Annotated in this window: 10 protein-coding genes; 3 read left to right on the top strand and 7 right to left on the bottom strand. The window is 72.3% G+C overall.

Annotation, left to right across the window (positions count from 1 at the left end):
- Positions 1 to 13 precede the first annotated feature (13 nt).
- Together ACGFZS_RS15645 and ACGFZS_RS15640 are read right to left on the bottom strand one after the other, a co-directional pair.
- Positions 14 to 1,858: a family 20 glycosylhydrolase gene (locus tag ACGFZS_RS15645; protein ID WP_393795490.1), complete on the bottom strand. Its 1,845-nt coding sequence runs from the start codon at positions 1,856 to 1,858 to the stop codon at positions 14 to 16.
- Positions 1,851 to 4,226 carry an alpha-L-fucosidase gene (locus ACGFZS_RS15640; protein ID WP_393796011.1) on the bottom strand — a complete coding sequence of 792 codons (2,376 nt, stop codon included), beginning with the start codon at positions 4,224 to 4,226 and terminating at the stop codon, positions 1,851 to 1,853. The genes ACGFZS_RS15645 and ACGFZS_RS15640 overlap by 8 nt, the downstream gene beginning before the upstream one ends.
- Before the next feature lie 253 nt (positions 4,227 to 4,479).
- On the opposite strand from ACGFZS_RS15640, the gene ACGFZS_RS15635 reads away from it, so the two are divergent.
- Positions 4,480 to 5,823, top strand: a complete 1,344-nt coding sequence (locus tag ACGFZS_RS15635; protein ID WP_393795489.1) for an amidase — start codon at positions 4,480 to 4,482, stop codon at positions 5,821 to 5,823.
- Positions 5,824 to 5,843: 20 nt separating this feature from the next.
- Here ACGFZS_RS15635 and ACGFZS_RS15630 read toward each other — a convergent pair whose 3' ends face one another.
- Together ACGFZS_RS15630 and ACGFZS_RS15625 are read right to left on the bottom strand one after the other, a co-directional pair.
- Positions 5,844 to 6,326, bottom strand: coding sequence for a GNAT family N-acetyltransferase (locus ACGFZS_RS15630; protein WP_393795488.1), 483 nt, complete (start codon positions 6,324 to 6,326; stop codon positions 5,844 to 5,846).
- A gap of 58 nt (positions 6,327 to 6,384) precedes the next feature.
- The gene (locus tag ACGFZS_RS15625) at positions 6,385 to 6,558 is read right to left on the bottom strand and encodes a hypothetical protein (RefSeq protein ID WP_189267454.1); all 174 of its coding nucleotides are present in this window, start codon (positions 6,556 to 6,558) and stop codon (positions 6,385 to 6,387) included.
- 485 nt (positions 6,559 to 7,043) lie between these two features.
- Here ACGFZS_RS15625 and ACGFZS_RS15620 point away from each other — a divergent pair, with 485 nt between their 5' ends.
- Both ACGFZS_RS15620 and ACGFZS_RS15615 read left to right on the top strand, forming a co-directional pair.
- Positions 7,044 to 7,421, top strand: coding sequence for a hypothetical protein (locus tag ACGFZS_RS15620; protein WP_393795487.1), 378 nt, complete (start codon positions 7,044 to 7,046; stop codon positions 7,419 to 7,421).
- 25 nt (positions 7,422 to 7,446) lie between these two features.
- On the top strand, positions 7,447 to 8,205 hold the full coding sequence (locus tag ACGFZS_RS15615; RefSeq protein WP_393795486.1) for an SDR family oxidoreductase: 759 nt from the start codon (positions 7,447 to 7,449) through the stop codon (positions 8,203 to 8,205).
- A gap of 179 nt (positions 8,206 to 8,384) precedes the next feature.
- Here ACGFZS_RS15615 and ACGFZS_RS15610 read toward each other — a convergent pair whose 3' ends face one another.
- The 3 genes from ACGFZS_RS15610 to ACGFZS_RS15600 form a co-directional block, all read right to left on the bottom strand.
- A complete protein-coding gene (locus tag ACGFZS_RS15610) occupies positions 8,385 to 9,887 on the bottom strand; it encodes an SDR family NAD(P)-dependent oxidoreductase (protein WP_393795485.1) in 1,503 nt (500 codons plus the stop codon).
- A gap of 347 nt (positions 9,888 to 10,234) precedes the next feature.
- Complete coding sequence (locus tag ACGFZS_RS15605; RefSeq protein WP_393668942.1) at positions 10,235 to 11,566, bottom strand: wax ester/triacylglycerol synthase family O-acyltransferase; 1,332 nt, start codon at positions 11,564 to 11,566, stop codon at positions 10,235 to 10,237.
- A 149-nt stretch (positions 11,567 to 11,715) separates the two neighbouring features.
- Entirely contained in the window at positions 11,716 to 14,037 is a 2,322-nt protein-coding gene (locus tag ACGFZS_RS15600) for a GH92 family glycosyl hydrolase (RefSeq protein WP_393795484.1), read from the bottom strand.
- Positions 14,038 to 14,147: the final 110 nt, after the last annotated feature.

Raw genomic sequence — 14,147 nt, 5'->3', positions numbered from 1 at the left:
GGTGCTCCTCGGGTCAGGAGAGGTGCCAGAGGGCGGGGGTGCGCTGGTCCGGCGGGTACTGGACCGGTCGGCCGTCGTCGGTCACGGACAGCGCCATGCGGGTGATCGCGTTGATCAGGTGGTAGCCGTCGGCCGCGGGCTCCAACTCCCAGCGCTGCAGGGTGTTCGTGCTGTCGCAGGGCGCCCAGGTCGCCTCGACGCCGGGCTGCAGCGGGACGTTGAGCGTGAGCCTGCCCCCGCTCATCTCCAGGCAGCCGCCGGCTCCGCGCAGGGTCGCGTAGCCGTCCGCCGTGCGCAGCACGGACAGGGTGTACGACAGCCCGTCCGCGCGGAAGGTGTACGTCCCGTCGGCCACCGGTACCGTCGTCAGGTCCCGCCACCCCGGTGCGTGTCCGACGGCCGTACCGCGCGCGGTGAACTCGGCGTAGGTGGCGTCCGGATGCGGGTCGCCCCAGGTGGCCTGGGCGATGTGGCGCAGGGCGGGCCGGAGTTCGGTGGCCACCTCGTTCTCGGTCTCACCGCGGCCGTTGTCGGGCCAGAGGCTGATCTTCGCGCCGGTGACGCCGGCGGCGGAGGTGAGTTTCTCGCCCTCGAAGGAGCGGGGGTCCCAACTCTGGTCGTAGAGCGCCTCGGTGTCGCTGTGGAAGCCGCCGCGGACGAGATAGAGGGAGTACGACGCGTTCATCACGGCGTAGCCCTGGGCGATGAGCGCGCTCGGTTTCACGGCCACGTCCAGCCAGTGCTCCACGGTCGTCCCGGCCGCCACCGGGACCGTGTTGGCTCCGGTGAGGCCGTCGTTCCAGATGCGCAGCTGCCTGCCCTGGCTCGCCGCGTAGGCCTGCACGCGGTTGACGAAGTCGACGTACGCGTCCTGCGGGGTGGCGCCGGGGCCGTACTTGTCCCGCGCGTACCGCAGCATCTGCGGGTACTTGGCGTAGTCCGAGCCGAGCATGTACTCGTCGGCGCCCATGTGCCAGGACGTCGCGGTGAAGACCTGGGCGTACTCGTCCATGAGGCTGGTGTAGTAGTCGAAGGCCTCCGGCCGGGTGACGTCGAGCCGGGCGGGCTGCTTCACGCCGTCGGAGTCCGTCAGTTGCAGGTCGGGGCGGTTCTCGATCCACGGGTCCATGTGGCCCGGGGAGTTGATCTCGGGGATGATCTCGACGTGGTAGCGGTCGCCGAGGGCGACCAGCCGTCGTATCTCGTCCTTGGTGTAGTAGCCCCAGGTGTTCGCCTCGGGATGGGCGTCGCTCTTCACCTTCAGCTCCAGGAGCAGCTGGTTGAGCTTGTGGTACGCCATCTCGCGGACCAGGTTCTCCAGCCAGGGCAGGGAGACGTGGATGTAGCAGGCGCAGACGCCGACGCCCCGTTCGCGGTAGCGCGGTACGTCGACCGTGTGTCCGGCCGGGATCCGGTCGCCCTGGGCGAGGAGCTGGAGGAGGGTGCGGGTGCCGTAGAAGGCACCGGTCCCGGTCGCGCCGGTGAGGGACAGTGTGCGGCCGGAGCGGAGTTCGTAGCCCTCGGCGCCCAGCGTGGGCCCGGCGGAGGGGCGGACGTCGATCACGATGTCGCCGGGGCGGGCGGCGCCCGTGACGACCGGGACCGCCCCGTGTCCGGCCGTGCGGAGATCGTCGGCGAGGGTGTCGGCGACTCTGCGGCCGGCGGCGCCGGAGGTGACCAGCCGGGTCCCGGAGCCGAACGTGTAACTCCCCTGCTCCGGGGTCCAGTCGGTCAGCGCGGGCACGGTGACCGGGGTCTGCTGTCGCTCCTGCGCGACCGCCGGGACCGGGGTCGTCAGCAGGGTCAGCGCCGCCGCGAGCCCGAACAGCCGCAGCAGTCTCCTCCTCAGCTCACCCATGCCATTCCACCTTGAACACCCAGACGTGCCGGCCTGCCCGCCGGGCCGCCTCGGGTACGTCGACGACCAGGGCTCCGTCGCGGACGGTCCAGGTCAGCGGCCGGTCGTGGCCGAGCATGGTCACCTTGTCGCCACTGCGGACCGGCACCGGTGCCTCGACGGTGAGCCGGGCGCCCGGCCGGGTCAGGGAGTGGATGTAGAACGCCTCGTTCGTGCGGACCGTGAACCGCAGGTCCTCGCCGAGTGCGGCCATGCGCGACCAGTACGTCGTGCCGTAGATCGCCTCGCCGTTGACCGCGAGCCAGGCGCCGGTCTCGCGCAGCCGGGTCTGCATGATCTCCGGGATGGTGCCGTCGGCGCGCGGGCCGATGTCCAGCAGGAAGTTGCCGTTCTTGGAGACGATGTCGACCAGGCTGTGCACGACCTCCTCGGCGGTCATGTAGGCGTCGTCCGGGGTCGCGCCGTTGTAGCCGTAGCTGCGGGGGTCCAGGCCGCGGCTGGCCTCCCACTTGGCGACGACCGTGTCCGCGTACGTCGTGTACTCGGGGGTCGTGTAGTCGTGGAAGCCGATGCCCGAACGGTCGTTGACGGTCACGTCCACCGGGCGGGCGCGGTTCTTGGCGTGGTTGAAGTACTCGGCGAGGACGTCGACGCTGTCGTTCGCGCCGCCGATGTCGCACCAGATGATCTCCGGGTCGTAGCCGTGGATCAGTTCGAGCAGCTGCGGGGCCTGGAGGTCCTTCACGTAGTCCTTGCCCGCCGTGTACCCGGTGTACGGCAGCGGCTCCAGCGTGTACGGGTTGCGCGGGGCGTGGCCCATCCAGGGGTTGTCGGGGTTGAACCACTCGGGCATGGAGAAGTAGAGGCCGGGGTGGAGTTCGGGCGTGTGGCGGCGGGACGCGGCGAACAGCTCCTTGACCAGGTCCCGTCGGGGGCCCAGTTTCACGGCGTTGCGGTCGGAGACCTTGGTGTCCCACAGGGCGAAGCCCTCGTGGTGCTTGGACGTCAGCACGTGGTACTGGGCGCCGGCGTCCCGGAACAGCTCCACCCAGGCGCGCGGGTCGAACTTCTCGGCGGTGAACCGGGGGATGAAGTCGTCGTAGGCGAAGTCCTCGCCGTAGGTGTTCCGGTGGTAGGTGTAGGTGGGGTTGTTCGGGTCCTGCATCTGGTCCCAGTACCACTCGGCGTACTGCACCCCGACCGGCGCCCAGGCGGGCACCGAGTAGACGCCCCAGTGGATGAAGATGCCGAACTTGGCGTCGTTGAACCAGTACGGCGCCCGGTGGCCGGCCAACGAGGTCTCGGTGGGCCGGTAGTCGGCGGTGCCGAGCGTCAACGTGCGCCGGGCCGAGGTGACTTGGCTGCCGCGGCCGTGGACGCCGACCGTGCCGTCCTGCTCGGTGCCGGGCGCGGTGCCGGTGCGGTTGCGGATGCCGACGTGCACGCGGGCCTGTTCGCCGGGGTCGAGGCGGCGGACGCGGGCGGGCTCGACGGTGCGGGCGCCGGGGACGTCCACCCGGACGGACACCGCGTCGCCAGCCAGGATCGGCACGGTGCCCGCGTTGACGACGGTGGCCTCCACGCTCTGGGCGCCGGTGGCGGCCAGCAGGGAGCTGGTGGAGCGGGCGTCGCGCAGGACCAACGCCCTGCCCTGCGCGACGGGTTGGAGGGAGAGCGCGAAGACGTGCAGGGCGGTCCTGCCGGCCTCGGCCGGTTCGGTGACCGGCAGGGTCAGGGCGACCGCCTCGCGCCCCGGGTCGGTCCACACCTCCGAGGTGCCGATCCCGACGCCGTGCTCGTCCTTGGAGCCGTCCGGCCGGTAGCGGTACGGCGCCGCCAGCGGGCCGCCCACCGCGTACCAGTCGCCGCCGCTCAGACCCGCGGTGGTGGTCGTGCCGTCGGCGTAGTGGACGGTGGCCGTGCCGGAGGCGTTGCCGTAGCTGCCGGCGGTCAGGAAGACGGCCGAGAGGTAGTGGCCCGGCGGGAGATCGATGCGCTGGCCCCGCGCGACAACGTTGTTCCTGGCGCCCGCGGTCGCGGCGGGGAAGTCGAAGGGGATGCCGTCGACCTCGACCCGGCCGGCCGGGAGTTCCTCGCCGGGGAACGTGTAGCCGGAGCCGTCGAAGTCACCGCCCCGGGCGGCGGCGGTGTCGATGCCGTCGTTGTCGTAGAGGGAGTCGAGCGGGACGGGGACCGGGTCGGGGACGGGAACCCAGGAGGCTGCGGCCGCTCCGTCCGCTCCCCCGCCGCTCCTCGCGCCGGCCGGTTCGGCGGCCCGCGCCTCGGCCGTCGCGGAGAGGGAGAGGGCGCTCGCCGCGGCGGCACCGGCCGCGACCCCGAGGACCTGGCGTCTTGGAACAGGAGACATGCTCATGCGCGGCTCCATTCATCGGATGTCTGATGATTGAGCGGGCTCAGAGGCCTGTCAATGGGGCGTACATGTGCGGGAGTTGAGTCAGTGATCGGATGATCTGCGAAGAAAGTACGCGGCCCGAGTTCCGCCCGGCACCACGTCCGACCTCGGCCCTAGCGGTTCCCGCTCTCGACGCCGGGCCGGTAACGGGGCAGAGTGCCCTTTCATACCGACTAGTAGGCCTCTTTCCGTACCCCTAGGAGCACCCGTGACCAGCTGGACCGGCCGGACCGCCGCCGAGATCGCCGCCGCCGTCCGCGAGAAGCGGGTCACCCCCCGGGAGGTGGTGGCCGGGCATCTGGAGCGGATCGCCCGGCTGGACGGGCGGATCGGCGCGTTCCGGAAGGTCCGGGCCGACGCGGCGCTGGCGGAGGCGGACGAGGTCGCGGCGCGCGCCGATCTCGCCGAACTCCCCCTTGCCGGTGTGCCGTTGGCCGTCAAGGACAACCTGGCGGTGCGCGGCGAGGCGCACCGGGACGGTTCCGCCGCCACGCCGGACACCCCGGCCGACGCCGACCATGTCACCGTGGCCCGGCTGCGGGCGGCGGGCGCGGTGGTCGTCGGGCTGACGAACGTGCCCGAACTGTGCGTCTTCGGCACCACCGAGGGCGTGCACGGCACCGCGCGCAACCCGTGGGACACCACGCGCAACGCCGGTGGCTCCTCGGGCGGCAGCGCCGCCGCGGTCGCCGCCGGGATGGTGCCGATCGCGCTGGGCAACGACGGCATGGGCTCGCTGCGCATCCCGGCGGCCAACTGCGGCCTGGTCACGATCAAGCCGGGGTTCGGGGTGGTCCCGGCCGGGATCGGCAACGGCGACTGGTTCGGCATGTCGGAGAACGGGCCGCTCGCGACCACCGTCGAGGACGCCCGGCTGATGCTCTCGGTCCTGGCGGAGAACGGGTTCGAGAGCGCGGAGCAGCGTCCGTCGTACAAGATCGCCGTCTCGGTGCGCAGCCCGCTGGCCGGGGTGAGCGTGACCAAGCCGTATACGAACGCGGTACGCGAGGCGGCCGGTCTGCTGGCCGGCACCGGGCACCGGCCACGGCCCGCCGAGCCGCCGTATCCGATGTCGCTGAGCATCACCTCGCTGCGGCACTGGACCGCGGGGACGGCGGTGGACGCGGCGGCGCTGGATCCGGCGCTGCTGACCCGGAGGACCCGGGTGCACGCGGCCCTCGGACGCCGTTTCCTCGGCGGCGTGCGGGGCGGCGACTCGCGTGAGCGGCTGCGGGCCCGGCTCACCCCGTTCTTCGCGGAGCACGATGTCGTGCTCGCCCCGGCCCTGGCCCGCCGCTCCCCCAAGGCGGGCCCCTGGCACGAGCGCGGCTGGCTGCGCAACGTGCTGGTCAACACCAACTACTCGCCGCTGACCCCGCCCTGGAACCTCACCGGCTGGCCGGCGATGTCGGTGCCGTTCGGCACGCTGCCCTCGGGCGCCCCCTGCGCCGTACAGCTGGTGGGGCGGCCGGGTTCCGAGGCCGTGCTGCTGGAGGTGGCCGGGCAGCTGGAGACGCTGCGGCCGTGGCAGCGGACGGCGCCGCTCGACTGAGCCTCGCCGGCCGACGCGCCTCACAGGGCGCGGTACATGATGTGCAGGCCGACCGGCCCGTGCCGGGGGTGGTCGAAGGCCCGCGGGACCGTGCCGAGGATCGTGAAGCCGAGGGAGGTCCACAGGGCCACGGCGGGGTTGGTCTCGACGACGGCGTTGAAGACCATCGCCCGGTAGCCGTGCGCCCGGGCCTCGGCGAGGACGTGCTCGGCGAGCGCGCGCCCGATGCCCTGGCCGCCCCGGTCCGGATCGACCATGAAGCCGGCGTTGGCGACACCGGCGGCGGGACCCCCGTAGTTGGGGGTGAGATAGGCGGAGCCGACGACGGCGCCGGTGGGGTCCGCGGCGACGTAGACACGTTTCGCCGGGCTCATCCACAGGGCGCGGGCCGCTTCCTCCGAGGTGTCGGGGTCCCATCCGTACGTCTCGGCGGCGGCGACGATCCGGTGCCAGAAGGGCCAGATCTGCGGCCAGTCGGCCGCGGTGGCTTCTCTGATCAGCATGGGCGTGAGTCTCGCACGCCCATGCGCGTCGGCGATCGCGACGGAACTGACCGGCTGGTCAGTCCACGCTGGGCAGGATGTGGGGCTCGGCGAGGTCCTCCTCGTAACCCGCGAGGCGGATCGGGGCGGACCGGGCCCACACGTCGAGGCTGCCGAGCTGTCCGGGCCTGCTGCCGGCGCGCTCCGTGCGTTCCTTGGGGCGCTGCTCGCGATTCGTCTTCTCCGGTGTCACCGCGCACTCCTTATGTGTCGGTCACCCTCGGGGCGTACCGGACGGTCTGCGTACCGGTGCCGGGCGCCCGCGCGGGTCTGGATGGAAGGCCAGTTCGGACGCGGTGGCGCCGGTAACTCAGAAGAGAGCAGGCCGTTGTCTACCGGCTTGTCCCGGGACGGACCGTGGGTGTGGGTGGGACCCCGTACTGCTGTCCGTCCCCCCTAGGTTAACCAAATGAGCGCAGGTCCGCTCGATAGGGAGTGCAAACAAGCTGTAACTATCGCGAGTCGCTCCGCACTTCGGCGGACCGGAAATGCACCTGTTCGTAACATCATGCCCCGTTTGTGGTCCACCCGCTCGGCCTAACCGAACGAACACATCTTCGAAATAACGAGCCCCCGCTCCCTTCACAGGCTGTGCAGTTCAGGTTGCGTTGGCCGGGTCGAAAACTCGACATGATCCGATGGCGCAGGACAACGGCTGTCTCGCGGAAGGACTGACGCATGGAGCTGCGCAGCGTCGAGGAGCTGATGGATCTGCTGTACGCCTGCCGGCACCAGCGCGCCCTGCGCACCGCGGCCCTGCTGCGCCGCGGCCGCCCCGCCGACAAGGAACTCCAGGTGGCGGGCCTGGTGCACGGCATCGAGGAACTGCTGGGCCCCGCCGACGGCGCCGCGCACGCCGTACGGCACCTGCTCGGGGAGCGCGTCTACCACCTGGTCCGCGGCGACGGCGTCCCCGCCGACGACGACGTCCTGCGGCTGCGCCAGGCCGACGAGGAGAGCCGCACCGCGGGCTTCGACGCGGGCGTCCTGGAGGACTGGCGGACCGTGCTCGAACTGGTCGCGGCCCGCAACTCCCGCCTCGGGGCTGTCGACTGACGGTCCGTCATGAGACGGTACGGCGATGACGTCGTCGTACGGGCTCAGGGGCAGGGCGGCCGTCGTCACCGGCGGCACGCGCGGGATCGGGCGGGCGGTCGCCGAGGCGCTGGCGGCGGCCGGGGCACTGGTGTGCGTGAGCGCGCGGGACGCCGGCGAGGTGCGGCGTACGGCCGCGGAGCTGGGCGGCATCGGCCTGGCCGGCAGTGTGGCGGAGCCGGAGCACGCCCGGGAGCTGACCCGGCTGGCGCTCGACCGGTTCGGGCGGCTGGACATCCTCGTCAACAACGCCGCGACGAACCGCCCGTACGGACCGCTCATGGACGCCGACCTCGGGATGTGGCGGGAGGCGTTCACCGTCAACGTCGAGGCGCCGTTGCGGCTGACGCAGTGCGCGTGGCGGGGCTGGATGCGGGAACACGGCGGCTCGGTGGTCAACATCTGCACGGAGGGCGCGGCCCATGTCGGCCCCGACGTCGGCGCGTACGGCACCAGCAAGGCCGCGCTGCTGCATCTGACCCAGCAGCTGGCGGGGGAACTGGCGCCCCGGGTGCGGGTGAACTCGGTGTCGCCGGGGCTGGTGCGCACGGAGATGGCGCGGTTCATGTGGGAGCCGCGGGAGGCGGAGATCGCCCGGGGGCTGCCGATGGGGCGGATCGGTGAGCCCGGGGACGTGGCGGGTGCCGTGCTGTGGCTGGCGTCGGACGCCGCGGCGTGGGTGACCGGAGCCGACCTGGTGGTCGACGGCGGCACCCGGGTGAGAGCGGCGCACACGGCGCGGTAGCGACCGGCTGTGCCCGAGATCGAGTCGGCGACGCGGCTGCCCCCGACGGGCGACGGGCCCCTGGGTGGACCCGTATGGGATCGAACCACGAAGTACGCGTGACCTGCGCACCGGGCACACCGGCGCCTGTCTGAACAGTAGGGCGCCGGTGCCGGAGGCCGCCAACGATTAAGCGGGGGTCACCACTTGCCCGGCGCGTAGTCCTTCAGGAAGACGCCGTACACGTCCTCGCCGTCCTCGCCGCGCACGATCGGGTCGTAGACCCTGGCCGCGCCGTCGATCAGGTCCAGGGGCGCGTGGAAGCCCTCCTCGGCGAGCCGCAGCTTGTCGAAGTGCGGGCGCTCGTCGGTGATCCAGCCGGTGTCGACGGAGGTCATGAGGATCCCGTCGGACTCGAACATCTCCACCGCGCTGGTCCGGGTGACCATGTTCATGGCCGCCTTCGCCGCATTGGTGTTGGGGTGCCCGGCGCCCTTGTAGCCGCGGCCGAAGACACCCTCCATCGCCGAGACGTTCACGACGTACGACCGGCCGCGCGCCGCCCTCTTCGCGGCCGCCGCCATGGCCGGGCGCAGCGCGCTGATCAGGATGAACGGCGAGGTGTAGTTGCAGAGCTGGGTCTCCAGGAGCTCCACCGGGGAGATCTGGTCGATGGTCTGCACCCAGGTGTTGCTGTCGACGACGTCGGGGACGAGTCCGCCCGCGTCGATGGCGGTGCCGTCGAGGTGCCGGGCGACGCTGGCGTTGCCGGCGACGAGCGCGAGGTCGGCGACCTTCTGGGCGTCGAGGCCGCTGGTGCCGATGGGCAGCGCGGCGATGCCGTCGACGGCGCCGGAGTTGAAGGCGCCGATGACATGGTGGGCGGGGAGCTCACCGGCGGGCAGCGGGGCGCTCTCGCCGTCGACCAGGGCGGCGTAGGCGGCGGGCAGCCGGCGTACGGTCTGGGTCGCGTTGTTGACCAGGATGTCGAGCGGGCCCGCCTCGGCCACCCGCTCGGCCAGGGCGACGGCCTGCGCCGGGTCGCGCAGGTCGATGCCGACGACCTCCAGCCGGTGCAGCCAGTCCGCCGAGTCGTCCATCGCCGTGAAGCGGCGGATGGCGTCCTTGGGGAAGCGGGTGGTGATCGTGGTGTGCGCGCCGTCGCGCAGCAGCCGCAGCGCGATGTACATGCCGATCTTGGCCCGGCCGCCGGTGAGCAGGGCGCGCTTGCCGGTCAGGTCGGCGCGGGCGTCGCGCTTGGCGCGGTTCAGCCGGGCGCAGTCCGGACAGAGCTGGTGGTAGAAGTAGTCGACCTCGACATAGCGGGTCTTGCAGGTGTAGCAGGAGCGCGGGCGCTGGAGTATCCCCGCGACCCGGCCCTCCTGGGTCTGCGAGGAGGGCAGCAGGCCCTCGGTCTCGTCGTCGATGCGCTGGGCGGAGCCGGTCGCGGTGGCCTCGGTGACCGCCTTGTCGTGGGCGGTCTTGGCGGCGCGGCGGTCCTGGCGGCGGCGCTGCTTCACCGTGCGGTAGATGCCGGCCGTGGCCCGGCGCACCGTGATGGCGTCCGGGTGGTCGACGTCCAGCTTGTCCAGTTCCTCGAGCACGCCGAGGCAGACCGCGAGCCGCTCGGGGTCGATGCCGGGGCCGTAGACCACCGCGTCCACCGCGTCCTCGGCCGTCGAGCCGTCCTGTGTCACCGTCATCGCGCTGCCGCTTCCCTGATCCACCACCGGCGCTCCGACTCGCGCCCGCTTTCGAACGGGGAATTTTACGGAGCACCGGGCCCCAGGACCAAACCCGCCCGAATGACGGATGACGGACGGCCCCCGGCTGCGGGGTGCGCCCGTGCGCCCGTGGTTCGTGTGCGCGGGGAGACGGCTCGTGATTCCGCTGACCGTTCGGATGAGCGGAAGCGCGTTCGGTGTGCGCGGTGGGCGGTCTTCGGCGGGCGCGCTCCGTTCGCCGCCGTGGGTGACCGCCGGCACCGCCCCTGCGAACCGCGGGTGGTGCGCCGCCGCGCGCGCCACCCCTGGCGTCACGAATCCGGTCGTCAGGTGTCGCAGACCGCGATCAGGGAGTCGACCTCGTCGGTGACGGCGCGGGCGAGGACGTCGAGGTCGGGGACGGCGGTGGCGTCGGCGACGAGGCCGTAGTGGACCTGGTTGCGGTAGGTGGAGACGGCGACGGCGAGGGACTGGCCGGGGGCGAGCGGGGCCAGGGGGTAGACGGCCGTGAGTGGGTGGCCGCCCAGGCGCAGGCCGAGGCCGGGCAGCGGGACGCTGGTGACGAGGATGTCGAACCAGAGCCGGGCGGCCTGGCCGACGAGCGGCCCGCCGAGCCGGTGCCCGAGCGCCGGCACATGGTCGGCGAGCAGGGCGACGGCACCGGCGCCCCGGTTGGGGCCGGCGTCCTTGTTGCGGACCATCGCCGTGCGGACGCGGTCGAGGCGGGCGAGCGGGTCGGGGTCGTCGACCGGGAGCCGTATCAGGTAGCCGGAGAGCCGGTTGCCCTGGGGGGCGACGGTGCGCGGGCGGCGCTTGGAGACGGGGATGAGGGCGCGCGGGGCGACGCCCTCGGTGCCCTCGCCGCGCTCTTCGAGCCAGCGGCGCAGCGCGCCGGCGACGACGGCGATCAGGACGTCGTTGACGGTGCCGCCGACGGCCTTGCGGACGCGGTGCACGTCGTCGATGTCGAGGTCGACCCCGGCGATGGAGCGGGTGCCGGTGGGTTCGGACTTCAGGGCGGCCGAGGAGCTCACCCCGAGCGCGGACAGGGCGACGGAGGCGCCGATGTCGAGGGCCCGGCCCACGTCGGAGAGGGCGCCGCGCACCAGCTCGGGCACCTTGCGGACGTCGGGCAGGGCGATCATCGGGCGCGGCGGCTCGATCGCGCGGGCGGTGCGCTCGGGCAGGTCGAGGGGGTCCATGACCCCGGCGGCCAGTTTGAGGGCGCGCAGCCCGTCGGCGAGGGCGTGGTGGAACTTGAACAGCACCGCGAAGGAGACGCCGTCCTCGCCGGGCAGCACATGCGCCTCCCACGGCGGCCGGCCGCGCTCCAGCGGGCGTTCCATGAGCCGGCCGGCGACGGTCTGGAAGTCGGCGGTCGGGGCGTGCAGCCGGACGTGGTTCAGGGGGTCGAAGTCCGGGTCGGTCTCGCGGGCGGCGCCGCCGAACGCCAGGGGCTGCCAGACGTCTCTGATGCGCATGCGCAGTCCGGGCACGGCGGCGGCGCGGGCCGCGAGCAGATCGGCGGCGTGGGCGCCGGCGGTCGGCGAGTGCGCCGAGAAGACGCCCAGCGCGCCGAGGTGCATCGGGTGCCGGTCGGACTCGATGTTCCAGAACGCCAGATCGAGAGGGGCGAGCAGATCAGCAGTCGCAGTCATCAAAGAGGGTGCCTCGTGTCGACGGAGGGTGGATCAGCAGTCAAACGCCGACTCATGATTACGGTCAAGTACGATCACGCTACGCTCAGTTAACAGCAGATTAAGTCCCGCCCCCTCCGAAAGAGGCGGGACTCAAGGGACACCTGAGGTCACCTCAGCGCCGGTGGCGCCGCCTCGGATGACGTACCCCACTCTGACGGGCGCGAGCCGACCGTGAACGCCAGCGATCGCAGGGAGCGCAGCGAACCGGTCGTCAGATACGTCCGGCGGTAGTCGGTTCCGTCGGTGCGGGCCCGCTGGATGTAGCGGTCGGCGGCCGAGGTGCCCGGCGCGGTGACCGTGAAGCCGCCGCTCGGCCAGTAACGGCGGTCGAGGCGGACGTCGACCCGGTCGAACACGGGGGTGGACAGGCCCCAGGTGCTGTAGCCCGGCTGGACGGGGAAGAGGCCGATGGACGACAGCACGTTCCACGCGGACATGGTGCCGAGGTCGTCGTTGCCGGTCATCCCGGTCGGCCCGTCGGTGAACAGGGTCAGCGCCGCGTGCACCACGTCGGTGGTCTTCCAGGGCTGGCCGGTGGAGAGGTAGGTGTACGGCGCGATGAGGTCGGGCTCGTTCATCGGGTTGTAGACGGCCGCGTTGTAGTAGGCGTACGCGTTGCCGTGCACCCAGACCTCGCGGGCGGTCTTCGCGGGGTCGGCGAGCAGTCTGTCGTACGCGAAGAAGGAGTCGAGCCGCCGGTTGGTGGCCTGCTCGCCGCCGATCAGGGAGATCACGCCGGGCAGGTCCTGCGGGACCAGCCACTGGTACTGCCAGGCGGTGCCCTCGTGGAAGCCGATGCCGCGGGCCGGGTCGGGGTTGCCGGTGAAGGCGCCGCCGGCGTCGCGGGCGCGGAAGAAGCCGGTGGAGGGGTCGAAGATGTTGCGGTAGTTCTGCGCCCGGCCGGCATAGCGGGCCGCGTCCGCGCCGTGGCCGAGGTCCCGGGCCATCTGGGCGAGCATCGCGTCGGCGAGGGCGTACTCCAGGGTGACGGAGGCGCCGTGGTCGTAGTCGGAGTCGCCGACCTTGGTGTGCGGGCGGCCCTTGAGGTAGGGCGCGAAGCCGTCGGCGAGGTACTCGGCGTTGGCCTCCCGGCCGATCCCGGGGTTGGCGGCGGGCGGCACGCCGTCGGCGTTCTTCTTCAGCGCCCGGTAGGCCCGCTCCTCGTGCCCCTTGAGCAGGCCCATCTGGTAGGCGGTGGTCAGGAACGGGGTGACCGGGTCGCCGGTCATGATGTTCGTCTCGACCGTGCCGTAGCCCCACCGGGGCAGCCAGCCGCCCTCCTCGTCGACCTTCAGCACCGACAGCGCCATGTCCCGGGCCTCGCGCGGCGCGAGCAGGGCGAGCAGCTGGGCCTGGGTGCGGTAGGTGTCCCAGAGGGACCAGTTCTGGTAGTAGGTGAACCCCTCGGCCCGGTGGATCCGGCGGTCCCAGCCGGTGTAGCGGCCGTCGGCGTCGCTACCGACGTTGGGGGCGAGGAAGGTGCGGTACAGGGACGAGTAGAAGGTGCGGCGCAGGGTCGGGTCGCCGCCCTGGACGCGCACGTCGGCGAGCCGTCGCTCCCAGGCGTCCCGGGCCTGCCGTCGTACCGTGTCGAACGAACGTCCGCCCTCGGCGCGCAGATTGACCTCGGCGCCGTGCGGGTCGACGTACGACAGGGCGGTGGTCGCCTCGACCGTACGGTCCCGGGTGGCGTCGAAGCGGACGTAGGCGCCGCCGGCTCCGGTGCGGGAGCCGGGGGTGATCGCGGTGCCGTTCCAGGTGCCGTACGCGGTGAAGGGGCGGTTGAAGCGGGTGACCGTGTAGACGGTGTAGGGGGCGGTGTCCCGGCAGAAGCCGTGGCCGGTGATCCTGGTGCGGACGGTGTGGTCGTCAAGGATCTCGACCTCGCCGCTCACCGGCTTGTGCAGCGACTGGGCCGCGTTGAGCAGGACGTTGGCCTTGTCGGTGGCCGGGAAGGTGTAGCGCTGGACGCCGGTGCGGGCGGTCGCGGTGAGCTCGGCCCGGATGCCGGAGTCGAGGCCGACGCGGTAGTAGCCGGGGCTCGCCTGCTCGTCGCCGTGACTGAACCCGGCGGCGTACTTGGCGTAGTCCGTCCGGGTCACGTCCCCGGTGGTGGGCAGGACGGGCAGGTCGCCGCCGATGGCGCAGCCCACGCCCGAGAGGTGGACCAGGGAGAAGCCGCGGATCAGGTGCTGGGAGTAGTCGTAGCCGGTGCTGTGCCCGGTGTCCGGGGAGAGCTGCACCATGCCGAAGGGGACGGCCGCGCCGGGGAAGGTGTTGCCCTCGTCCTGGGTGCCGATGAAGGGGTTCACCAGGTCGGTGAGGCGGCCTTCGGCCGGTTCGGCGGCCACTGCGGCGGGGGCGCCGGACAGCACGGACGCTGTCAGCACCCCGGCCAGGCACAGCCGTGTGCGCCGGGTCCCTCTCATGTCGGATGACCTCCGAAGCTCGACATCGATGTCTGCATCGTGAGGGGGAAAGACCGAAAAGCCCGGCAAGGAGGGGTTTTCGCGCGCAGCGCGTCGCGCACGTGACGGGC

The sequence above is a fragment of the Streptomyces sp. NPDC048288 genome (assembly GCF_043201555.1).
Classification (GTDB): Bacteria; Actinomycetota; Actinomycetes; order Streptomycetales; family Streptomycetaceae; genus Streptomyces.
The sequence above is the reverse complement of the archived record's forward strand: the minus strand, read 5'-3'. Positions and strand labels throughout refer to the sequence as shown.